Source organism: Isoptericola nanjingensis (genome assembly GCF_050311635.1).
GTDB classification, from domain to species: domain Bacteria; phylum Actinomycetota; class Actinomycetes; order Actinomycetales; family Cellulomonadaceae; genus Isoptericola; species Isoptericola nanjingensis.
The window spans coordinates 322,886-343,446 of record NZ_JBNOZL010000004.1 but is presented as its reverse complement, the minus strand read 5'-3'; the positions used below and the strand labels follow the sequence as shown (position 1 = coordinate 343,446).

Here is a 20,561-nt window from a genome sequence, read left to right as displayed (position 1 = left end):
TGCCGAACTTCCGCACCGTCCAGCCGGTACAGTAACACCTCACCACTAGGCTGTCGACATGCCTCCTGCTCCCGCCGCCCGAGCCAAGGTCCTGCGCGCGTTCGCCGAGCTCCTCGTCGAGTCCGGGGAGCGCGCCGCGACGCTCGACGCGGTGGCCGAGCGGGCCGGCGTGTCCAAGGGCGGCCTGCTCTACCACTTCCCCTCCAAGGACGCCCTCGTCGAGGGTCTGCTCGACCACCTGGCCGTCCTCACCGCCGCCGACGTCGACGCCATGCGCACCGCCCCCGAGGGCGCGACGGACTACCTGCTGCGCACCTCGACCGTCATCGGTGGCGAGTTCGAGGTCGTCTACCTCGCCGCGTCGCGCGTCGCGCAGGGCGCGTCCCCGCGCGCCCGCGCCGTCCTCGACGACGCCCAGACCGCCTGGACGGCCGCCGTCCAGGACGAGCTGGGGGACCCCGTCCTCGCGCGCGCCGTCTCCCTGATGGGCGAGGGCCTGTACACCCTCGCCTCCGTCGGCGCGACAGGCCCGGACGACCGCGAGATCGACGAGCTGCTGACCCTCGTGCGCGAGATCGCCGCCGTGCGCGCCCCCGCCGGGGGCGCTCCGGCGTGACCCGGCGGCTCAGCCCGTCCTGCGCTCCGCCGTCTTCTTCGCGGGCGCCTTCTTGGCCGGGGCCTTCTTCGCGGGAGCCTTCTTCGCCGCCGGCTTCTTCGCCGGAGCCTTCTTCGCCGGGGCCTTCTTCGCGGGAGCCTTCTCCTCGGCCTCGCCCTTCGACCCGCCCTTCGACCCCGAGACGCTCCGGCGCAGCGCCTCCATGAGGTCGATGACGTCGGCGTCCTCCTTCTCGGGCTGCTCGCCGAACGTCTCGGACGTGTCGAGCGCGTCGCCCTGCTCGATCTTGGCGTCGATGAGCTGGCGCAGCTGCACCTGGTACTCGTCCTCGTACTCCTCGGGCGCGAAGTCGGCCTCGTAGCTCGCCACGAGCTGGCCGGACATCGCCAGCTCCTTGTCGGACACCGTCACGGACCCGTCCAGCGAGGGGAACGCGGCCTCGCGCACCTCGTCCGCCCACAGCAGGGTCTGCATGACCAGCACCTCGTCGCGCACGCGCATCGCCGCCAGCCGGGTGCGCTGGCGCAGCGCGAACTTCACGATCGCCGTGCGGTCCGTCTCCTCCAGCGTGCGGCGCAGCAGCACGTACGCCTTGGGGCTCTTCGAGTCCGGCTCCAGGTAGTAGGTGCGGTCGAGCATGATCGGGTCGATCTGGTCGCTCGGCACGAACTCGACGACCTCGATCTCCCGGTTCGCCTCCGCCGGCAGCGCCGCGAAGTCGTCCTTGGTGAGCACCACGGTGCGCTCGCCGTCGTCGTAGGCGCGGTCGATGTGCTGGTACGGCACCTCCTCGCCGTCCAGCTCGCACACGCGCCGGTAGCGGATGCGCCCGCCGTCCTCGTCGTGCACCTGGTGCAGCGGCACGTCGTGGTCCTCGGTCGCGCTGTACAGCTTGACCGGCACGTTGACGAGGCCGAACGTCACGGCACCCTTCCAGATCGCCCTCATGTGACCATCGTCACGCGACCTGCGGTGACGCGCCAGGGCACACCGCCCCGCGCCCGGCACCGGCCCTCCCCGCGTGACCGCGCGCCGCCCGGCATAGCGTGGCGAGGAGGACGGCTCGACACGCACCCGAGGCCCAGATCGACGGGGATCGACGGGGATCGACGAGGAATCGAGGACTGACCATGTTCCGGAGACGCCCAGGACGGGCGGCGGCCCTCGCGCTCGCCGCCGCGGCGCTGGTCGCCGTCGCGGCGGCACCCGCGACCGTCGCGACCGCGGCCCCGCCGCACCACCGCACGCTGCCCGACCGGGTCGAGCTGCCCGACGGGTTCCTCCCCGAGGGCATCGCCACCGGCGTCGGCCCGTGGGCCTGGTTCGGGTCCCGCGCCGACGGCGACATCTACCGCGCGAACCTCGTGACGGGCGAGGGCGAGGTCGTGAGCGAGGGCCCCGGCACGCCGTCGGTCGGCCTCAAGATCGACCGGCACGGCCGCCTCTTCGTCGCGGGCGGCCCGTCGGGCTCCGCGCGCATCGTCGACGCCCGCTCGGGCGAGGTCCTCGCCGACTACGCGCTCAGCACCGCGCCCAGCTTCGTCAACGACGTCGTGCTCACCCGCGACGCCGCCTGGTTCACCGACTCGCAGCAGGCCGTGCTGTACCGGCTGCCGCTCGGCCGGCACGGAGCGCTGCCCGAGTCCGCCGAGACCGTGCCGCTCTCCGGCGCGTGGGAGCAGGTCGAGGGGTTCAACGCCAACGGCATCACCGCCACGCCCGACGGCCGCGGGCTGCTCGTGGTGAACTCGACGACCGGCGCCCTCCACCGCGTCGATCCCGCGACGGGTGAGACGACGGTCGTGGACCTCGCGTCGCGGGACGGCCACGCCTCGCTCACGAACGGTGACGGGATGCTGCTGGTGGGCCGCACCCTGTACGTCGTGCGCAACCAGCTGAACCTCGTGGCCGTGGTCCGCCTGGACCGCAGCGGGACGCGCGGCACGGTGACCGGCGAGCTCACGGACGAGGGCTTCGACGTCCCGACCACGGTGGCCGCCTTCGCGGGCGGGCTGTACCTCCCGAACGCCCGGTTCACGACGCCCCAGGAGCCGACGACCGAGTTCTGGGTGACGCGCGTCGAGCCCCGGCAGCACCACGGACGCTGAGCGCCCGCACCGAGCCTTGTCCCCTCCGTGGCCCGGCGGCATCCTGTCCCCATGACGGCAGACGACCTCTCCTCCGGTCTCCCCCATCCTGCGGCGGCCCGGGCGGACATCGCACGGCTCCTCGGCGCCGGTCTCGGGGTCCTGGCCCCGTTCACGTGCCTGACGGTCCTCGGCTCGTGGTCCCTCGCCGTCGGACTGGTGGCACTGGCGGTCGGCCGCGTCGTGATCGGGCGACGGACGACCGCGGCCAGCCCGTTGCGCGCGGGAGCGACCTGGATGCTCGTCTGCTGGGCGGGGGTCGCGGTGGTCCTGACGGCGCTCTTCCTCGCGATCCCGGTCGACCCGGGGAGCGACTGAGCGGCCGTCAGCCGACCAGGCCGAGGACCCCGACGACGCCGACGAGCAGGGCGAGCAGCATCGACACGCCCACCAGCACGGCGTGCACGGTGAAGAACCGGGTGGGCCGGCCGGCGGCGTCGTGGGCGCGGGGGTCCTTCGTCACGCGGCGCCAGAAGGACGGCCACACGGCCAGGTTCCACAGGGCGGCGACGAGCAGGACGACGGACCAGACGACGGGGATCTCCACGGCGTCGAGTATCAGCCACGGTCCGGCCAGCGAAGAAACCGGCGACGAAACCCTCAGGCCAGCAGGCCGCCCTGCAGCGCGAGGAGCACCGCCCGGGTGCGGTCCTTCGCGCCGAGCTTGAGCAGCACGTTCGACACGTGGTTCTTCACGGTGCCCTCCGCCAGGTACAGGGCGTCCGCGATCTCACGGTTCGACCACCCCTGCGCCATGAGGCGCAGCACCTCCCGCTCCCGCCCGGTGAGCTCCGCCGGGACGACGTCGGCCGGCGCCGGCCCCGAGCGGACCGCCCGCAGCAGCCGCGCCGTCACCGCGGGCTGCACCAGGGTGTCGCCCGCGGCCAGGGTCCGCACCGCGTCCGCGAGCTGCTCCAGCGTCACGTCCTTGAGCAGGTAGCCCCGCGCCCCCGCCTGCAGCGCGCGCAGCACGAGCGCGTCGTCGTCGAACGTCGTCAGGACGAGGACGGCGACCTCCGGCCCGTCGTCGCGCAGCGTCTCCAGCGCCCAGATCCCGTCACGGCCGGGCATCCGCAGGTCGAGCAGCAGCACGTCGGGCTCGTGCTCCCGGACCGCGTCGACCGCCGTCGCGCCGTCCTCCGCCTCCGCGACCACGTCGATGCCGCCCGCGATCTCCAGCAGGCTGCGGATGCCGTGCCGCACCAGCGTCTGGTCGTCGGCGAGCACGAGGCGCACGCGGCCTCGTCCCCCGTCGGACGCCGGGTCCGCCGTCACGACGCCACCCGCGCGGCGAGGCGCGCCCGCACCGTGAACCCCGCCGACGCGTCGAAGGTCGCGCCGCCGCCCAGCGCCTCGGCCCGCTCGACGATGCCCGCGAGCCCGTGCCCGATCTTGACCGGCCCCGAGGTGAGGCCGTCGTCGCGGGCGACCAGGGTGAGCGCGCCGTCGTCGTCCGCCGCGACCTCGATCCGCAGCACAGTCGCCATCTCCGCGTGCCGCACGGCGTTGGTCACGACCTCCTGGGTGACGCGGACCAGCGCGGCCGTCTGCTCCTCGTCCGCGACGACGTCGTCGGCGACGTGCACCTCGACCCGGGGCGACGGGACGGCCGCGGCGACGGCGTCCAGGGCGTCGCGCAGGTCGGGCGCGCGACGCCGCAGCTCGCCCACGGTGGCGCGGACGTCGCCGAGCAGCTCGCGTGCCACGGTGCGGGCGCGCTCCACGTGCGCCGCCCCGCGCTCGCCCGGCAGGTGGGCGGCCGACTCCAGCTCGAGGGTGAGCACGGTGAGCTGGTGCCCGATGAGGTCGTGCAGCTCGCGGGAGATGCGCAGCCGCTCGGACGCCCGGGTGGCCTCTTCGCCGAGCACGGCCGCGGCGGCGAGCTCGGCGTGCGCGACGGTGAGCTCGGTGCGCATCCGCTGCTCGCGCTGCAGCGCGACGCTGATCGCCGCGCTCGCCACCTGGAGCAGCAGGTAGAGCCCCAGGGAGAGCAGGATCTCGAATGCGCGGACCTCGCCGGGAACGAGCAGGTACGACAGGAGCAGCGAACCCGTGTTCACGGCGATCACGGCGACCGTCGCGCCCACCGGTGCGACGTACGTGCTCACGGCCGCGCCGAACACCAGCAGGATCGGCAGCCACCCGATCCCCGGCACCGTGACCACGAGCGCGCCGGCCAGGAGCGTCTGGGCCGCGAGCGCCGCGAGGGTGCGTCGGGTGCGCGGAGGGCCGAGGACCGCGACCACCGTGGTGGCGAACCAGGCGGCGGCGAGCAGGACCCAGGCGAGGAGCGGCACGAGCATCCGGTCCGGGTCCGCCACGAAGGGCACGGGCACGACGATCGCCAGGCAGACGACGAGGGTCGTCAGCCCGGACGTCTCCTCGGGTCCCAGCCGGCGCACGGCACCCACGCTATCCGGCGAGGCGGGACGCCGAGGAGTGCCGGAAGTCATGGGCGCGGGTCGTGACCGGCGGCACGCGCGACGGCGCCGGACGCGTCCGTAGCGTCGCCGCCATGACCGCACTCGTGGCGCAGCACCTGCGCAAGACCTACCGCACCCGGGGTCGCGGCCGCCCGCCGGTGGTCGCCCTCGACGACGTGAGCCTGTCCGTGGGGCCCGGCGAGGTGGCCGGCGTGCTCGGCCGCAACGGCGCCGGCAAGTCCACCACCGTGGAGCTCCTGGCCGGCGCCCGGGCCCCGGACTCCGGGCGGGTGCGGGTGCTCGGCCTCGACCCGCGGGCCGACCGGGGGCGGGTGCGCGCCGTCCTCGGCGTCCAGCTCCAGGGGGCGTATCTCCAGGGCGCCCTGACCGTCCGCGAGCTCGTGCGCCTGTACCGGTCCTTCTACCCGCGCGGCCTGGACCCCGACCTGCTCGTCGAGCGCGTCGGCCTGGGCGCCTCGCGCGACGTGCGCTTCGAGAAGCTGTCGGGCGGGCAGCAGCAGCGGGTCTCGGTCGCGCTGGCCCTCGTGGGCGCGCCGCGGGCCGTCGTCCTGGACGAGCTCACCACCGGCCTCGACCCCGAGGCACGGCGCAGCATGTGGTCGCTGGTCGAGGACCTGCGGGCCGACGGCGTCACGGTGCTGCTCGTCAGCCACCTCATGGAGGAGGTGGAGCGGCTGTGCGACCACGTGACGATCCTCGACGCCGGCCGCGTCGTCGCGCGCGGCACCGTGCCCGAGCTGATCGACCGGGCCGGCCTGCGGCCCGCCGTCACCCTGCGCACCGACGACGCCGGCGCCGCCGACCTCGTGGCCCGGCTGCCCGCCGTCGAGCACGTCGAGACGACCGGCCCGCGGCTCGTCGTCGCCGCCGCTGCGGCCGCCGGGGCAGACGACGACCCGGCGCGCGGCGACCTGCTGCAGGAGGTGAGCGCGGCCCTGGCCGCCGCGGGCGTCGTCGCGACCGAGACGCAGCTGCGCCGCCCCACCCTCGACGACGCGTTCCTCGCCCTCACCGGAAGCCCCCTGGAGGCATCATGACCACCGCCCGCCACCCCTCGACCCCCCAGGTGCTGGAGCTGCCCGAGCCGGGCCCTCCGCCACGCGCTGTGCGGCCGGGCGCGGGGGCGTGGCGCGCGCTCACGGTCGCCGAGGCGCGGATGGTGGCCCGCGACACCGCCGGGCTCGTGATCCCGCTCGGCATGCCGCTGCTCATCCTCGTGATGAACGGGCTGATGCCGGGCCTGGACCAGGTCGTCCCCGGGACGGGTGGGCGCACCGCGCTGGACGTCTACGTGATCCCGCTGACGGTGACGATGGTCGTCGCGACCGTCGGGGTGATCAACATGCCGAGCTTCCTCGCCTATTACCGCCGCAGCGGGATCCTCAAGCGGCTCGGCGTCACCCCCGCCTCCCCGGCGATGGTGCTCGGTGCGCAGGCGCTCGTCGGGGTGGCGCAGATCCTGCTGGGCATCGCCATCGCGCTCGCCGTCGCGTTCGTGTGGCTGGGGGCGTCGCCGCCGGCCGACCCGTGGGTGGCGGCGGGCGTCCTGGCGCTGACGATCGCCGCGATGTACGCGGTCGGGATGCTCGTGGCGGCCGTCGCGCCGACGCCGGGTTCCGCGGTGGCGATCGGCCTCGTCGCGTTCTTCGGTCTCGCGGCGCTCGGCGGCATGTTCGGGCCGCGCCAGAACCTGCCCGACGTGCTCACGACGCTCGGCGGCTGGCTCCCCTTCGGGGCTGCCGTGGACGGACTGAGCGCGGCGTGGGCCGGCGCCGGCGTGCCCGCGTCCGCGCTCGTCGGCCTCGGCGTGAGCATGGTCGCGGCGGGGGGTGCCGCAGCCGTGTGGTTCCGCTGGGAGTAAGGCGGGTCGAGCCTGTCAGAGGCCGACGGCGTCCAGCTTCGCCGTGAGCTCGGCGTCGGTGGGCTCGACGAAGAACTCGCCGTCGGGGAAGACGACCACGGGGATGTTCTTGCGGCCGCTGATCGCCTCGGCGTCGTCGGCGCGCAGGGGGTCGGCGACGAGGTCCACGTTCACGTACTCGACGCCGCGGGTGTCGAGCACGCGCTTGGCGCGGCGGCAGTCGCCGCACCACGTGGCCCCGTACATCGTGAGGGTCGCGGGGCGGCGGAGGTCGGTCGTGGTGTCGTCGGTCATGCGCAGCACCATACCCCCATGGGGTTAGTGCACGGAGAATCCGCCGTCCACGAACAGTGACTGACCCGTCACATAGGCGGACGCCGGGCCGGCGAGGAAGACGGCGGCACCGGCGAAGTCGTCGGGCAGCCCGTTGCGGCCGACCATCGTGCGGGCCGCGAGCGCCTCGACCCGCGCCGGGTCGGACTGCAGCCGGGCGTTCAGCGGCGTGAGGACGAAGCCGGGCACCAGCGTGTTGGCGGTGACGCCGCGGGACGACCAGGCCTCGGCCTGCGAGCGGGCCAGCGACTCCAGGCCGCCCTTGGACACCCCGTAGACGCCGGACTGCACGAACGCGCGGTGCGCCTGCTGGGACGACACGTGGATCAGCCGGCCGTACCCGCGCTCGGCCATGCCCGGACCGAACCGTTGTCCGAGCAGGTACGGCGCCTCGAGGTTGACCGCCATGGTCGCGTCCCAGGTCGCGTCGTCCGTCTCGCCGAGCGGCGGGCGCAGGTTGATGCCCGCGGAGCTCACGACGACGTCGGGCTCGCCGAAGACGGCGGCGGCCTCCTCGGCCGCTGCGCGCACGCCGTCGCGGGTGCTCAGGTCGGCGCTCACCCGGTCGGCGGTGCCACCGTCCTCGCGCAGCTCCGCGACGGTGGCGTCCAGCTCCGCCTCCCGGCGCGCCACGACGACGACCCGGGCGCCCGCCCGGGCGAGTGCCCCCGCGATCGCCCGGCCGATACCGGAGCTGCCGCCGGTCACCAGGGCGGTCCGGCCGTCGAGGGAGAACAGGGAGGAGAGGTACGCGTCGCTCACGCGGAGAACCCTGCCACGCGCGTCCCGTCGCTGTGACGGGCGCTCGGGGCGCGCACCGGTGCACGGGTCGGACGGCGGGCTGCGGCACGCGTGGGCCTCGCCCCGCACGGGCACCAGGTCACGTTGCCGATAGCCTCGGGCGATGGTCGACGACGAGGTCCGGGTCGTGGTGCGCAAGTACGACGGCAGCCTGCACTGGCACTACCCCATGACGCGGCTGGGCGAGGACGAGTTCGGGGTCTGGCTCGGCGCGTCGGCAGGAACCGTCTACCGCAGGGGCGAGCCCGGGCACGAGACCGCCGTCGTGGCGGTCGAGGACGACCGGGTCATGCTCGTCCCCCACGACGCGTGGTGGACCGCCGAGTTCCAGGCGGCCCCGGCCCACCTGGACGCGTACTGCGACGTCGCCACGCCCTCCACCTGGACGCGCACGGACGAGACGTCGGGCGAGGTGACCATGGTCGACCTGGACCTCGACGTGTGCCGCGTCCGCGACGACATGTCGGTCTTCGTGGACGACGAGGACGAGTTCGCCGTCCACCAGGTGCGGTACGGCTACCCGGCCGACGTCGTCCGGCGGGCGGAAGCGGCGGCCGCGTGGCTGACCACCGCCCTGCGCGGCGGCGTCGAGCCGTTCGGCGACCACTACCGCACCTGGCTCGACCGGCTCGCCGCGACCAGGCAGCAGGAATCGGGCAGCCCGTCGGCGCTGTGATGAAGCCGCAATTCCGAGGATTCCGCACCGTCGCGCCGAGCTCGTCCAGGAGTCAGTGCGCGCGGGTGGGATCCGAGTCGTCCCACGAGTCCGCCGCAACGCAATTCAGGTGCTCGACGTGGCACACGGCGCGCGTGCCACGTGGCGGCTCCGTCCGGGAACTTGACGTGCGGGAGGAACCGCCCGAGGCGCGCACATCGTCACCTCGCGCGACGATGGCGCCATGGCCCGCACGTCGTCGAGCAAGCCGCAGACCGTCGTGGTCGGCGACCGCCGCCTGCAGCTGACGAACCTGGACAAGGTCTACTACCCCGCCACCGGGACGACGAAGGGCGAGGTGCTGCAGTACCTCGCCCAGGTGGCGCCGGCGCTGCTGCGGCACGCGGCGTACCGCCCGGCGACGCGTAAGCGGTGGCCGGACGGCGTCGCCGGGCAGATGTTCTTCCAGAAGAACCTGGACGCGTCGACGCCGTCGTGGGTGCCGCGGCGCTCGATCAAGCACCGCACGTCGACCAACGACTACGTGCTGGTCAACGACCTCGCCACGCTGACGTGGCTGGGGCAGACGGCGACGCTCGAGATCCACGTGCCGCAGTGGCGGTTCGGGCGTACGGGCACGCCGATGCCGCCCGACCGGCTGGTCCTCGACCTGGACCCCGGGCCGGGCGCGGGCCTCGCCGAGTGCGCGGAGGTGGCGCGGCTGGCGCGCGACGTCCTGCGCGGCATGGACCTCGACCCGCTGCCCGTGACCAGCGGGTCGAAGGGCATCCACCTGTACGCCGCGCTCTTCGGGCACGACGACTCCCTCACCGCGGACGCCGTCTCCGCGGTGGCGCACGAGCTCGCGCGGCACCTGGAGTCCGAGCACCCGGACCTCGTCGTCAGCGACATGAAGAAGTCGCTGCGCGCGGGCAAGGTGCTCGTCGACTGGTCGCAGAACAACGGCGCCAAGACGACCATCGCGCCGTACTCGCTGCGCGGGCGCGACGAGCCCACCGTCGCCGCTCCGCGCACCTGGGACGAGCTCGACGACCCGCGTCTGCGCCACCTCACCTTCACGGAGGTGGTCGAGCGGCTGGAACGCGACGGCGACCTCCTGGAGCCCCTGGCGGCCGGGCACCTGGCCCAGCTCGAGCCGACGCCCGAGCGCATGGCGACGTTCGAGCGCACCCCGGCCGAGCGGCTCGAGACCTACCGCGCCAAGCGCGACCCGGAGAAGACACCGGAGCCCTTCGGCCCCGAGGACCCGGACGCCCACGACGGCGCGCCGACCTTCGTCATCCAGGAGCACCACGCCCGCCGCCTGCACTGGGACTTCCGGCTGGAGCACGAGGGCGTCCTCGTGAGCTGGGCCCTGCCGAAGGGGGAGCCCACCGACCCGAAGCAGAACCACCTGGCTGTGCAGACCGAGGACCACCCGCTCGCGTACGGGTCGTTCGAGGGCAGCATCCCCGCGGGCGAGTACGGCGGCGGGGAGGTGACGATCTGGGACGCCGGCACCTACGACCTGGAGAAGTGGCGCGAGGACGAGGTGATCGCCGTCCTGCACAGCGAGCGCCGCGGCTCCCGCCGGCTCGCCCTCATCCGCACCGGCGGGCGTGGCGGCGACGACCAGAACTCGTGGCTGATCCACCGCACCAAGACGCAGCCCGGCGACGAGGACGCCGGGACCGAGGCTCGCGACGACGACGCCCGCCCGAGCCCGCCGGCGGCCCGGCCTCGCGCGGCTGCCGACGACGCGCCGGCCGAGACGCCGCGCCCGATGCTCGCGACGACGGCGCCGCCGGGCGAGCTGGCCCGGCTCGACCCGGACGACTGGGCGTTCGAGGTGAAGTGGGACGGCTTCCGCGCCGTCGTGGAGGTGCTCGCCGGCGCGGACGGCGACGACGAGCACGCGGTGCGTCTCACGTCCCGCTCCGGCCAGGACCTGACGGTGACGTTCCCGGAGCTGCGGGCGGTCGCCGACATGGTGTCCGACGACGATCTGCCGCTGGCGCTGGACGGCGAGATCGTCGCCCTCGACGGGGACGGGCGCCCGTCGTTCCGCCGCCTGCAGCAGCGAGCCAACCTCACCCGGCCGCGCGACGTCGAGAAGGCGCGCCGCGCGGTCGGGGTCGACCTGGTGCTGTTCGACGCGCTCGTCGTCGGCGGGCGCGCGGTCACCGACCGGCCGTACACCGAGCGCCGCGCGGAGCTGGCGCGGGTCGTGACGCCGCGCCGCCCGGTGCACGTGCCGGACGCCCTGGACGGCACGCTCGACGAGGCACTGGAGACCAGCCGCCTCATGCGGCTCGAGGGGGTGGTGGCCAAGCGACGCCGGTCGCCGTACACGCCGGGCCGCCGCTCGCGCGACTGGCTCAAGATCAAGCACGCCCGCACCCAGGAGGTGGTGGTCGTCGGCTGGCGCCCCCTGCACGCGGGGACGGGCCGCGAGGACGCGCGGGTGGCCGGGTCGCTGCTGCTGGCGGTGCCGGACGACGGCGGGGTGCTGCGCTACGTGGGCAAGGTCGGCACGGGCTTCAAGGAGGCGGAGCGGCGGGAGGTCGTGCGGCACCTGCACCCCGTGGACGACGCGCCGCTCGACGGCGTGCCGCGCACCGAGGCGGTGCACGCGCGGTGGGCCGCGCCCGAGCGCGTGGCCGAGGTGACCTACGGCGACTGGACGAGCGACCCCGCCGACCTCGGAACGCACGGTGGCGACGAGGGCGGCGGCGCGGACGACGAGGGACCGCGGCTGCGGCACTCGGTGTGGCGCGGGTGGCGCGACGACAAGCGCCCGGACGACGTCGGCGTCGAGAGCTGAGCCGTCAGCGCACCGTCTGCCCGCGCAGCGCGTGCGCGACAGCGGCCGCCCGCGACTCGACGCCGAGCTTGGCGTACACGTGCGCGAGGTGGGTCTTCACGGTCGCCTCGGAGATGAACAGCCGGCGCCCGAGCTCCCGGTTGCTCAGCCCCTGCGCGAGCAGCGTGAGCAGCTCCGCCTCCCGCGGGGTGAGCGCGCTGCCGGGGTTCTGCGCCTGCTGCATGAGCCGGGACGCGACCGGCGGGGACAGCACGCTGCGCCCGACGACGGCGCCGCGCACGGCGGAGAAGATCTCGGCCGGCGGGGCGTCCTTGAGGACGTAGCCGATGGCGCCCGCGTCGACGACGCGCACCACGTCGGCGTCGGTGTCGTAGGCGCTGAACACGAGGACGGGCAGGTCGGGGTGGGCGGCCCGGATACGGCGGGTGGCGGCGACGCCGTCCTCCCCCGCGCCCAGCTCGAGGTCCATGACGACGAGCGCGGGCGCGAGGCGCCCTACGGCGTCGAGTGCCTCGTCGGCGGTGCCCGCCTCCCCGACCACGCTGATGTCCGGCTGCGAGTCGAGCAGCGCGCGCAGCCCGGCGCGCACCACGTGGTGGTCGTCCACGAGCAGCACGGTGATCGGGTCGCTCATGCGTCCTCCTGGTCCTTCGGCCAGGCCGTCCCGGCGTCGGCGACGACGGGCAGCTGCACCCCGACGACGGTCCCCTCGCCCGGCGAGCTCTCCACCGTGATCGTGCCACCGAGCTGCGCCACCCGCTGCCGCATGGCGCGGAGCCCGAACCCGCCCTGCCGTCCGGGAGCCCCCGCGCCGGCGGTCCGCGCCAGGACCTGCGCGACGTCGAAGCCGCGGCCGTCGTCGAACACGTCGAGCGCGACGGCGTCGGGAAGGTACGTGAGGGTGAGGCCGAGCCGCGCGGCGCCGGCGTGCCGGTCCACGTTCGCCACGGCGCTCTGGGCGATGCGCGCGAGGGCGTGCGCCGTCTCGGCGCCGACCCGCACGGGCTCGCCCACCACGGTGAGCTCGGCGTCCGGGACGTGGCGGCGCGCCGCCGTCCGGATCGCGGCCGCGACGTCCGCCGGGGCCACGCCGCCCGCCGCCGGGGGCGGGTCCACGAGGTCGTGCACGAGGTCGCGCGTCTGCCCGAGGCTGGCGCGCACGGCGACGGCGGCCTGCCGGGCGTCGTCGCGCGCGGCGCCGGGGTCGGCGTCCCAGCGCTGGTCGGCGGCCTCGAGCCGCAGCACCGCGGAGGACAGGGACTGGGCCACGGTGTCGTGGATCTCGCGCGCCACGCGCTCGCGCTCGGCCAGGACGGCGACCTCGCGCTGCAAGCGGACCCGCTCCCCCGCCTGCCGCACGATCGCGTCGTACGCGAGGCTGAGCAGCACCGCCACCACGAGCGGCGCGACGGCGGCCGCCCAGTCGCTGCGCCCGGACAGGCCGAAGAGCGCGACGCCCGTCACCACGGCGACGGCGCCCACCAGGACGTGCGCGGCGGGCACGGGCACCAGCGTGCGGCAGACGAAGAACAGCGGGATCGCCGACCAGGCGAAGCTCGGCGCCACCAGCACGAGGGCGCCCCACGCCAGGAGCAGGACGCCCAGCACCAGGTCGACCGCGACGCGGCGGGCCGTCGGTCCGGTCTGCCGCGCGAGCACCACCAGCGCCGCGTACGCGGCGGCGACCACCGCGACGAGCACGACGACCAGCCACCACCGGCCGTCGAGGCCGTGGTTGGTGAGGTAGCGCGCGGCGGACGTCGCGACGAGCGCGGCGAACGCGAGGTGCACGCCGCGGGTGAGGGATCCGGGCACGACGAGCACGCTAACCGGGCGGGGTTGATCCGCACCTCATCCGTTCGGATGAGCCGACGCGCCCCGGAAGTGCCGATGCGCCGTCGCGGCGGGGGCGGCGAGCGAGGGCGCATGACCTCGCCCGCGGCCTCGCCCACGGCCTCGTGCCTGGCACGGCCTGCGTCAGGCCCGGCGCTCCTGGGCCGCGGCCCGGCTCGTGCCGAGGTGCGCGCCGGCCAGGCGGGCGGCGGCCTCGCCGTCCCCGTCACGGACGGCGTCGAGGAGCTCGCGGTGCTCGTCGGCGATCGCCTGCAGGTCGAGGTGCTGCCCGAGCAGCCAGCGCACGCGGCTGGCGATCACGAGGTGCAGCTCGAGGAGCACCGGGTTCCCGGCGGCCTCGACGACGCGCTCGTGGAAGTCGGCGCCGGCGCGCCGGGCCGTGGGGCCGTCGCCCGCGCGGGCGGCGGCGTCCTCCCGCTGCCACGCCTCGGTGAGGGCCTCGAGCTGCTCCGGCGACCGGCGCGTCGCCGCGAGCCGGAAGTGCAGGGGATCCGTCGCCTCGCGCACCTCGTGCAGGTGGTCGACGTCGGCGTCGCTGAACTCGCGGACCACGGCCCAGGTGCGCGGGCGCGGGGTGACGAGCCCCTCCGCGACGAGCGTGCGCAGCGCGTCCCGCACGGGGATGCGGCTCACGCCCAGCTCGGCGGCCAGGTCGCGCTCGACCAGGCGGCTCCCCGGCTCCCGGGAGCCGTCCACGATCTGCTCGCGGACGACGCGCGCCACCCGCACGGACTCGGGCTCGAAGGGGGCCGAGAGCTCGGAGGACATGCGCACATCTTGCCAGCCAGCCGGAGGCGAATATGGCATACCATCGCCCCGCTCGACGCGGCGCCCGACGGCTCCGACCAGAGCGACGAGTTCACCATCCCCGGACGGCCGCAGGCGGTCGCCCCCTTCGAGGAGGAAGCCCCATGACCAGCGCCCCCACCACCGTCACCGTGCTGCGCGACGTGCGGCCCTGGGGCGGCGAGCGCTCCGACCTGCACGTGAGGGACGGCGTCATCACCGCCGTCGTGCCGCACGACGCCGCTGCGCCGGCCGCCGGCGAGGCGGACGGGGCGGTCGACGGGGGCGGCCTGCTCGCGCTGCCCGGTCTGGTCAACGCGCACGCGCACGTCGACAAGTCGTGGTGGGGCAAGCCGTGGGTGAGCTACGGCGGCGAGCCGGGCGTCCGGGCGCGCATCGCGCACGAGCGCGCGCACCGCGACGAGCTCGGCATCCCCGGCGTCGACGTCACCCTGGCGGTGCTCCGCGAGTCGGTCCGCACGGGCACGACGGCGGTGCGCACGCACGTGGACGTCGACCTCGGTGTGGGTCTGCGGGGCATCGAGGTGGTGCGCGAGGCTGTCGCGGCGCTGGGCGGCGCCGTCCACGCGGAGATCGTGGCGTTCCCGCAGGACGGCGTGCTGCGTCGCCCCGGAGTCCTGGAGCTGCTGGACCGGGCGGCCGCCGCGGGCGCCGAGCACGTCGGCGGCCTGGACCCCGCGTCGATCGACCGCGACCCGGTGGGCCAGCTCGACGGGCTGTTCGAGATCGCGGAGCGGCGCGGCGTCGGGATCGACGTGCACCTGCACGACGGCGGGGAGCTGGGCGCGTTCCAGGTCGAGCTGATGGTCGACCGCACCCTGCGGGCCGGGCTCCAGGGCAGGGTCAACGTCGCGCACGGCTTCGCGGTCGGTCAGCTGCCCGGGTCGCGCCGGGCCGACCTCCTCGCGGCGATGGCCGAGGCCGGCATCACCATGACGACGGTGGCGCCGATCGGCGCCGCTCCCCTGCCGCTGCTGGCGCTGCGCGAGGCCGGCGTCCCGGTCGGCCTCGGCACCGACGGCATCCGCGACCTGTGGTCCCCGTACGGGACGGGCGACCTGCTCGCGCTCACCACGCAGCTCGCGCGCCTGTCGGGCCTGCGGTACGACGAGGAGCTCGTCACCGCGGCGCGCGTCGCGTCCTCGGACGCCGCCCGGTTCGTCGGCCGCGAGGTGCACGACCTCGTGGTCGGCGCCCCGGCCGACGTGGTGCTCGTCGACGCCGAGAACGTGCCTGACGCCGTGGTGCGCGCGCCGCGCCGGGCGCTCGTCGTCGCGGGCGGCCGGGTGGTCGCCCGCGACGGCGAGGTGCTCGTCTGACCGCCTGCGTCAGGCGGCCGCCGCCTGCCCGGTGAGGTCGTCGGCCGTGGCCACGACCACCCCGTACAGGTCGGCGACGGTCGCGAGGGCCCCGCGGTGCAGCTGCGCCGCGGGGGCCTCGCCCGCCGCGCTCGCCAGCGACCGGGTCGCGCAGGCGTCGGCGACCACGGTGGGCCGCAGGCCGCGCAGGAACGCGCCCTGGGCCGTGAACGTCACGCACATGTGGGTCATGAACCCCACCACCACGACGTCGTCGTGCCCGGCCGCGGCGACGAGGTCGCCCAGCTCGGTGCGGACGAAGGAGTCCGGGGCCGTCTTGGTGACCACCGCCTCCCCGGGCCTCGGGGCGACGCGCGGGTGGATCTGCCCGAGCTCGGTGGCCAGGTCGTAGGGCGATCCCGCGCCGCCGTCGTGCTGCACGTGGACCACCGTGGCGCCCGCCGCGCGGGCGCGGGCCAGGAGGTCCGCGGCGGCGTCGAGCGCGGGCTCCCAGCCCTCCAGCTCCATCGCGCCCCGCGTGTACGTGGTCTGGTAGTCGACGAGGATCACGGTCGACGCGGCGAGCGAGGCCGGGGTCGGGTCGAGGCCGCTGAGGTCGCGGAGCGTGGTGCTGGTCATGAAGGTCCCTCCGGGAGGTCGGTCGGTCGCCGCCGGGCGGCGCCCCTCCACGCTACGAACGGGGTTACCGTGTCGGCAATGACATGCAACCCGCAGATTCGGACATCCCCATGATCGAGCGCCTCGTGGTGGTCACGCTGTTCGACGGCGTCGACCTGCTCGACGTCACCGGGCCCGCCGAGGTCTTCTCGCTCGTACGGCGGGAGACCGACGAGCCGCCGGGCTACGCCGTCGTCCTCGCCGCCGCGACGCTCGACCCCGTGACCACGTCGGCCGGTGTCCGGGTGCTGCCCGACGCCACGTTCGACGACCTCGCCGGGCGCGCCGTCGACACCGTCGTCGTGCCCGGAGCGGTCGAGCTCGACGACGACCGGCGGGTGCGCGCCGTCGTCGACCCCACCGTCGTACGGCGCGTCCGGGAGCTGGCGCCGCGCACCCGGCGCCTCGCGTCCGTCTGCGTGGGCGCGCACGTGCTCGCCGACGCCGGCCTCCTGGACGGCGTGCGCGCCACCACGCACTGGTCCACCGCAGGGCAGCTCGCCGACGAGCACCCCGAGGTGCACGTCGACCCGGACCCGATCTTCGTCCGCGACGGCGGCATCTGGACGGGCGCGGGCCTCACCGCATGCCTCGACCTCACGCTCGCGCTGGTCGCGGACGACCTCGGCCAGGAGGTCGCGATGCGCGTGGCCCGGCAGCTGGTGATGTACCTCAAGCGGCCGGGAGGGCAGAGCCAGTTCTCCGTCGCGACCGACCCCCGCGCGACCACGCGGCGCGTGGACGACCTGCGCCAGCACGTCCTGCGGAACGTGGCGTCCCCGCTGACGGTCGCCGGGCTCGCCGAGCGCGCGCACCTGAGCGAACGGCAGCTGACCCGGCTGTTCAAGAGCGAGCTGGGCACCACGCCCGCGGCCTACGTCGAGTCGATCCGCGTCGAGGCGGCGCGCCAGCGGCTGGAGACCACGGACGACACCCTGGAGCGCGTCGCGACCGCGTGCGGGTTCGGCACGACCGACACCCTGGCCCGCGCGTTCCGGCGCCGGCTCGACACCACGCCCGCGCGGTACCGCGAGCGCTTCCGGGTCACGGCCTGACGCCTCGGGCGGCGGGCGGGAGCGACGAGCGGGCGACATCGGGGCCGGGGCGCGGGAAGTCTCGCGGCCCGTCGTCTGTTGTGCCGGGCATGCGAGCCATCACCTACTCCCGCTTCGGCGGCGCCGACGTCCTCGAGCTCACCGACCAGCCCGACCCGCGCCCCGGGGCGGACGTCGTCGTCGTGCGCGTGCGCGCCGCGTCCGTCAACCCCGTCGACTGGAAGGTCCGCCAGGGCTACCTGGACGGGCTGTTCGACACGCAGTTCCCCGTCGTCCCCGGCTGGGACGTCGCGGGCGTCGTGGAGCAGGTGGGCCTCGACACCCCCGAGTTCGAGGTCGGCGACGAGGTGTACGGGTACGTCCGCAAGGACTGGGTGCACGGCGGCACGTTCGCCGAGCTGGTCGCCGCGCCCGTGCGGACGCTGGCGCGCAAGCCCGCGTCGCTGAGCTTCGAGGAGGCGGCCGCGGTGCCGCTCGCGGGGCTCACGGCCTACCAGACCATCCTGCGGTCCGGGGTGCGGGAGGGCCAGACCGTGCTGGTGCACGCGGCCGCAGGCGGCGTCGGCTCCTTCGCCGTGCAGATCGCGCGCGGCCTCGGCGCCCGCGTGATCGGCACCGCGAGCGAGGCCAACCACGACTTCCTGCGCGGCCTCGGCGCCGAGCCCGTCACCTACGGCGACGGGCTGGCCGACCGCGTCCGCGCCCTCGCCCCGGAGGGCGTCGACGTCGCGCTCGACTACGTGGGTGGCGACGCCGTCGCGACCAGCGCCGCGCTGCTCGCGCCGGGCGGGACGGTCACGTCCATCACGGACGCGACGGCGCGCACGGAGCACGGCGGGCACTACGTGTGGGTGCGCCCGTCGAGCGCCGACCTGGAGGCCCTCGGCGCGCTGATCGACGCCGGCAAGGTCGCCGTGGAGGTGGGCCAGGTCTTCGATCTCGCCGACGCCGCCGACGCCCACCGTGCCAGCGAGAGCGGCCACGGGCGCGGCAAGATCGTGGTGCGCGTCTGACGGCGCCTCCCACCGCGCGTCCTCCCGTCCTCCCTACCGTCCTCCCCACCGTGGTGGTGCAGGCCCGGGCCGCACGCGGCACCCTGGGCACATGACGCCCTTCGCCCCCGCCGTGTACGCCGACCGCCGTCGCCGCGCCGCCGCCCAGGCGGCCGCCGCCGGTCTCGCCGGGGTGCTGGTGACCCCCGGCCCCGACCTGCGCTACTTCCTCGGCTACACCCCCGCCGCGGACACGGAGCGGCTCACGCTGCTCGCCATCCCCGCGTCCGACGACGGCGGGGGCGACGCCGTCGCCGTCGTGCCGAAGCTCGAGGCCCACGACCTCGAGGTCGGCGCCGTCGGCGGCATCGAGGCGGTCACCTGGTCGGACGGCGAGGACGAGCACGAGGTCGCCGGCCGGCTCCTACGCCCGGACGGCCGGTACGCGATCAGCGACGCGGCGTGGGCGCTGCACGTGCTGGGCCTGCAGCGCGCCCTGCCCGCGTCGTCGTACGCCGCCGTCACGAACGCCCTGCCGATGCTGCGCGCCGCCAAGTCGCCCGAGGAGGTGGCCCGGCTCGCCGCTGCGGGCGCCGGGGCGGACGCCGTGTTCGCCGAGATCGTCACCCGCCGGTTCGCCGGCCGCGCCGAGCGCGAGGTGTCCGACGACCTGGACGCCCTGCTGCGCTCCCACGGGCACGAGCAGGTCGACTTCACGCTCGTGTGCGCGGGCGAGAACGGCGCCGACCCGCACCACGAGGCCGGCGACCGGGTGATCCGCGAGGGCGACATGGTGGTCATGGACTTCGGCGGGCTCGCCGACGGCTACGGCTCCGACACCACCCGCACGGTGCACGTCGGCGCGCCCACCGCGCGCGAGCAGGAGGTGCACGACGTCGTGCGCGCGGCGCAGCAGGCGGGCGTCGACGCCGTGCGTCCCGGCGCGACCTGCCAGGACGTCGATCGCGCCTCCCGCACCGTCATCGCCGACGCCGGGTTCGGCGAGTTCTTCGTGCACCGCACGGGTCACGGCATCGGCCTGACGACGCACGAGCCGCCGTACATGGTGGAGGGCGAGAGCACCCCGATCGAGGCCGGGATGTGCTTCTCCGTCGAGCCGGGGATCTACCTGCCGGGCGAGTTCGGCGTGCGCATCGAGGACATCGTCGTCGCGTTCCCCGCCGGGGCGCCCGGTCTGGCCGACACTCCCGATGCCGGCGTGCGGCTCAACACCTCGCCGCACGAGGTGGTCGTCGTCGAGTAGCCGGGTCGACCGGCAGGTCAGCTGGGCGAGGCCTTGCCGTGCCGCCAGTAGCCGACGAAGTCGACCGCCGCGTTCGGCCACTGCCGGTCGTTCACCAGGTGCCGCCGCACGCCGGCCGCGAGCGCCTGCTCGCCGGCGACGAGCGCATACCCGGCGCCCGCCGGCAGGTCGGCCCCGCGGACGACGTCGAGAGCGGCACGGCCGGGCACCTCGCCGAGGGCCGGGTCGTCGGCGGCGGCACGGTCGCGCTCGACCCACCGCAGGTCCACGCCGTCCGGGACGCGGAAGTCCTGCCGGTCGTCGGCGGTGGGCACCTCGACGACGGCGACGCCACGCGCGTCGTCGGGCAGCGCCTCGCAGATACCGGCGACGGCGGGCAGCCCGCTCTCGTCGGCGACGAGCAGCCGCCAGTCGCACGCTGCCTGCCGGTGGTGGTAGGTGCCCTGGTCGAGGATGCCGACCCGGTCCCCCGGGCGGGCGGACAGCGCGAAGCCCGCACCCGGGCCGAGGGGCTCGTGGCCGCCGTCCGGCCCCGCGGGCGCCGCGTCGTCGTGGCCGTGCAGCACGAAGTCGACGTCGATCTCGTGCAGCTCGGGCCGCGCCGCGCGGATCGTGTAGTTGCGCACCAGCGGGCGGCGGGCGCGAGGGGTCGCGAGGTACTGGGCGTACCAGCCGAGGTTCGACGTGCGCGTGGGGAGCTTCAGCGCGTCCTGGCCGGGGCGCGGCAGGAAGAGTCGGAACCACTGGTCATCGCCCACGAGAGTGAGGCGGTCGATGTCGCCGATGCCGAGCGTGACTCGTTGCAGGTGCGGGCTCAGTCGCTTCGTCGTGACGACCTCGGCGACGAGGACGTGCGGGTCGACCGGCTTCGACAGCGTTCGGGTGCTCACGTCGGTAAGGTTAGGCGAACCTCACCTCGTTGACCAGCTTCT

Annotated in this window: 22 protein-coding genes; 11 read left to right on the top strand and 11 right to left on the bottom strand. The window is 75.3% G+C overall.

Annotation, left to right across the window (positions count from 1 at the left end; all coding sequences use genetic code 11):
- Positions 1–58: 58 nt before the first annotated feature.
- The gene (locus tag ACQP6G_RS09765) at positions 59–616 is read left to right on the top strand and encodes a TetR/AcrR family transcriptional regulator (RefSeq protein WP_429764092.1); all 558 of its coding nucleotides are present in this window, start codon (positions 59–61) and stop codon (positions 614–616) included.
- Between the two features lie 9 nt (positions 617–625).
- Here the strand turns inward: ACQP6G_RS09765 and ku are convergent, their stop codons facing one another.
- A complete protein-coding gene (gene ku / locus ACQP6G_RS09760) occupies positions 626–1,564 on the bottom strand; it encodes a non-homologous end joining protein Ku (RefSeq protein WP_429764091.1) in 939 nt (312 codons plus the stop codon).
- A 182-nt stretch (positions 1,565–1,746) separates the two neighbouring features.
- Between ku and ACQP6G_RS09755 the strand changes: the two genes are divergently transcribed.
- Both ACQP6G_RS09755 and ACQP6G_RS09750 read left to right on the top strand, forming a co-directional pair.
- Entirely contained in the window at positions 1,747–2,724 is a 978-nt protein-coding gene (locus ACQP6G_RS09755) for a hypothetical protein (RefSeq protein ID WP_429764090.1), read from the top strand.
- A gap of 51 nt (positions 2,725–2,775) precedes the next feature.
- Entirely contained in the window at positions 2,776–3,081 is a 306-nt protein-coding gene (locus ACQP6G_RS09750) for a hypothetical protein (RefSeq protein ID WP_429764089.1), read from the top strand.
- A 7-nt stretch (positions 3,082–3,088) separates the two neighbouring features.
- Here ACQP6G_RS09750 and ACQP6G_RS09745 read toward each other — a convergent pair whose 3' ends face one another.
- From ACQP6G_RS09745 to ACQP6G_RS09735, 3 genes are read right to left on the bottom strand one after another with little or no spacing between them, the layout of a single operon-like run.
- Positions 3,089–3,310 (bottom strand): SCO4848 family membrane protein, encoded by a 222-nt coding sequence (locus ACQP6G_RS09745; RefSeq protein ID WP_429764088.1) that lies wholly within the window; start codon positions 3,308–3,310, stop codon positions 3,089–3,091.
- 53 nt (positions 3,311–3,363) lie between these two features.
- Positions 3,364–3,999: a response regulator gene (locus ACQP6G_RS09740; protein WP_429764087.1), complete on the bottom strand. Its 636-nt coding sequence runs from the start codon at positions 3,997–3,999 to the stop codon at positions 3,364–3,366.
- Positions 4,000–4,034: 35 nt separating this feature from the next.
- Complete coding sequence (locus ACQP6G_RS09735) at positions 4,035–5,165, bottom strand: sensor histidine kinase (protein ID WP_429764086.1); 1,131 nt, start codon at positions 5,163–5,165, stop codon at positions 4,035–4,037.
- 113 nt (positions 5,166–5,278) lie between these two features.
- Here ACQP6G_RS09735 and ACQP6G_RS09730 point away from each other — a divergent pair, with 113 nt between their 5' ends.
- Entirely contained in the window at positions 5,279–6,244 is a 966-nt protein-coding gene (locus tag ACQP6G_RS09730; RefSeq protein ID WP_429764085.1) for an ABC transporter ATP-binding protein, read from the top strand.
- Complete coding sequence (locus ACQP6G_RS09725) at positions 6,241–7,068, top strand: ABC transporter permease (protein ID WP_429764084.1); 828 nt, start codon at positions 6,241–6,243, stop codon at positions 7,066–7,068. The genes ACQP6G_RS09730 and ACQP6G_RS09725 overlap by 4 nt, the downstream gene beginning before the upstream one ends.
- A 15-nt stretch (positions 7,069–7,083) precedes the next feature.
- On the opposite strand, the gene ACQP6G_RS09720 is transcribed toward ACQP6G_RS09725, so the two are convergent.
- Both ACQP6G_RS09720 and ACQP6G_RS09715 read right to left on the bottom strand, forming a co-directional pair.
- Positions 7,084–7,362 carry a glutaredoxin family protein gene (locus ACQP6G_RS09720; protein WP_429764083.1) on the bottom strand — a complete coding sequence of 93 codons (279 nt, stop codon included), beginning with the start codon at positions 7,360–7,362 and terminating at the stop codon, positions 7,084–7,086.
- Between the two features lie 24 nt (positions 7,363–7,386).
- Positions 7,387–8,163, bottom strand: a complete 777-nt coding sequence (locus tag ACQP6G_RS09715; protein WP_429764082.1) for an SDR family NAD(P)-dependent oxidoreductase — start codon at positions 8,161–8,163, stop codon at positions 7,387–7,389.
- Between the two features lie 142 nt (positions 8,164–8,305).
- Here ACQP6G_RS09715 and ACQP6G_RS09710 point away from each other — a divergent pair, with 142 nt between their 5' ends.
- The gene (locus ACQP6G_RS09710) at positions 8,306–8,878 is read left to right on the top strand and encodes a DUF402 domain-containing protein (RefSeq protein WP_429764081.1); all 573 of its coding nucleotides are present in this window, start codon (positions 8,306–8,308) and stop codon (positions 8,876–8,878) included.
- Positions 8,879–9,101: 223 nt separating this feature from the next.
- A complete protein-coding gene (locus ACQP6G_RS09705; RefSeq protein ID WP_429764080.1) occupies positions 9,102–11,681 on the top strand; it encodes an ATP-dependent DNA ligase in 2,580 nt (859 codons plus the stop codon).
- Between the two features lie 4 nt (positions 11,682–11,685).
- Here ACQP6G_RS09705 and ACQP6G_RS09700 read toward each other — a convergent pair whose 3' ends face one another.
- From ACQP6G_RS09700 to ACQP6G_RS09690, 3 genes are all read right to left on the bottom strand, one after another.
- The gene (locus ACQP6G_RS09700; RefSeq protein ID WP_429764079.1) at positions 11,686–12,315 is read right to left on the bottom strand and encodes a response regulator; all 630 of its coding nucleotides are present in this window, start codon (positions 12,313–12,315) and stop codon (positions 11,686–11,688) included.
- Positions 12,312–13,496, bottom strand: a complete 1,185-nt coding sequence (locus ACQP6G_RS09695; RefSeq protein ID WP_429764078.1) for a sensor histidine kinase — start codon at positions 13,494–13,496, stop codon at positions 12,312–12,314. The genes ACQP6G_RS09700 and ACQP6G_RS09695 overlap by 4 nt, the downstream gene beginning before the upstream one ends.
- A gap of 162 nt (positions 13,497–13,658) precedes the next feature.
- On the bottom strand, positions 13,659–14,303 hold the full coding sequence (locus tag ACQP6G_RS09690; protein ID WP_429764077.1) for a GntR family transcriptional regulator: 645 nt from the start codon (positions 14,301–14,303) through the stop codon (positions 13,659–13,661).
- Positions 14,304–14,446: 143 nt separating this feature from the next.
- Between ACQP6G_RS09690 and ACQP6G_RS09685 the strand changes: the two genes are divergently transcribed.
- Complete coding sequence (locus tag ACQP6G_RS09685) at positions 14,447–15,661, top strand: amidohydrolase (protein ID WP_429764076.1); 1,215 nt, start codon at positions 14,447–14,449, stop codon at positions 15,659–15,661.
- Positions 15,662–15,670: 9 nt separating this feature from the next.
- Here the strand turns inward: ACQP6G_RS09685 and ACQP6G_RS09680 are convergent, their stop codons facing one another.
- Complete coding sequence (locus tag ACQP6G_RS09680) at positions 15,671–16,279, bottom strand: isochorismatase family protein (RefSeq protein WP_429764075.1); 609 nt, start codon at positions 16,277–16,279, stop codon at positions 15,671–15,673.
- 83 nt (positions 16,280–16,362) lie between these two features.
- Between ACQP6G_RS09680 and ACQP6G_RS09675 the strand changes: the two genes are divergently transcribed.
- The 3 genes from ACQP6G_RS09675 to ACQP6G_RS09665 all read left to right on the top strand — a co-directional run bounded on the left by ACQP6G_RS09675 (position 16,363) and on the right by ACQP6G_RS09665 (position 19,629).
- Positions 16,363–17,373, top strand: a complete 1,011-nt coding sequence (locus tag ACQP6G_RS09675; protein WP_429764074.1) for a GlxA family transcriptional regulator — start codon at positions 16,363–16,365, stop codon at positions 17,371–17,373.
- A gap of 89 nt (positions 17,374–17,462) precedes the next feature.
- Positions 17,463–18,386, top strand: coding sequence for an NADP-dependent oxidoreductase (locus tag ACQP6G_RS09670; RefSeq protein WP_429764073.1), 924 nt, complete (start codon positions 17,463–17,465; stop codon positions 18,384–18,386).
- 91 nt (positions 18,387–18,477) lie between these two features.
- Complete coding sequence (locus ACQP6G_RS09665; protein WP_429764072.1) at positions 18,478–19,629, top strand: M24 family metallopeptidase; 1,152 nt, start codon at positions 18,478–18,480, stop codon at positions 19,627–19,629.
- 17 nt (positions 19,630–19,646) lie between these two features.
- Here ACQP6G_RS09665 and ACQP6G_RS09660 read toward each other — a convergent pair whose 3' ends face one another.
- Positions 19,647–20,519, bottom strand: a complete 873-nt coding sequence (locus ACQP6G_RS09660) for a siderophore-interacting protein (RefSeq protein ID WP_429764071.1) — start codon at positions 20,517–20,519, stop codon at positions 19,647–19,649.
- Positions 20,520–20,561: the final 42 nt, after the last annotated feature.

Bases quoted from the DNA above. Each gene is read 5' to 3' on its own strand.
- ACQP6G_RS09675 (WP_429764074.1), top strand. From the start codon at position 16,363: ATGCAACCCGCAGATTCGGACATCCCCATGATCGAGCGCCTCGTGGTG.
- ACQP6G_RS09705 (WP_429764080.1), top strand. From the start codon at position 9,102: ATGGCCCGCACGTCGTCGAGCAAGCCGCAGACCGTCGTGGTCGGCGAC.
- ACQP6G_RS09710 (WP_429764081.1), top strand. From the start codon at position 8,306: ATGGTCGACGACGAGGTCCGGGTCGTGGTGCGCAAGTACGACGGCAGC.
- ku (WP_429764091.1), bottom strand. From the start codon at position 1,564: ATGAGGGCGATCTGGAAGGGTGCCGTGACGTTCGGCCTCGTCAACGTG.
- ACQP6G_RS09680 (WP_429764075.1), bottom strand. From the start codon at position 16,279: ATGACCAGCACCACGCTCCGCGACCTCAGCGGCCTCGACCCGACCCCG.
- ACQP6G_RS09670 (WP_429764073.1), top strand. From the start codon at position 17,463: ATGCGAGCCATCACCTACTCCCGCTTCGGCGGCGCCGACGTCCTCGAG.
- ACQP6G_RS09755 (WP_429764090.1), top strand. From the start codon at position 1,747: ATGTTCCGGAGACGCCCAGGACGGGCGGCGGCCCTCGCGCTCGCCGCC.
- ACQP6G_RS09765 (WP_429764092.1), top strand. From the start codon at position 59: ATGCCTCCTGCTCCCGCCGCCCGAGCCAAGGTCCTGCGCGCGTTCGCC.
- ACQP6G_RS09720 (WP_429764083.1), bottom strand. From the start codon at position 7,362: ATGACCGACGACACCACGACCGACCTCCGCCGCCCCGCGACCCTCACG.
- ACQP6G_RS09750 (WP_429764089.1), top strand. From the start codon at position 2,776: ATGACGGCAGACGACCTCTCCTCCGGTCTCCCCCATCCTGCGGCGGCC.
- ACQP6G_RS09730 (WP_429764085.1), top strand. From the start codon at position 5,279: ATGACCGCACTCGTGGCGCAGCACCTGCGCAAGACCTACCGCACCCGG.
- ACQP6G_RS09665 (WP_429764072.1), top strand. From the start codon at position 18,478: ATGACGCCCTTCGCCCCCGCCGTGTACGCCGACCGCCGTCGCCGCGCC.
- ACQP6G_RS09700 (WP_429764079.1), bottom strand. From the start codon at position 12,315: ATGAGCGACCCGATCACCGTGCTGCTCGTGGACGACCACCACGTGGTG.
- ACQP6G_RS09690 (WP_429764077.1), bottom strand. From the start codon at position 14,303: ATGTCCTCCGAGCTCTCGGCCCCCTTCGAGCCCGAGTCCGTGCGGGTG.
- ACQP6G_RS09725 (WP_429764084.1), top strand. From the start codon at position 6,241: ATGACCACCGCCCGCCACCCCTCGACCCCCCAGGTGCTGGAGCTGCCC.
- ACQP6G_RS09685 (WP_429764076.1), top strand. From the start codon at position 14,447: ATGACCAGCGCCCCCACCACCGTCACCGTGCTGCGCGACGTGCGGCCC.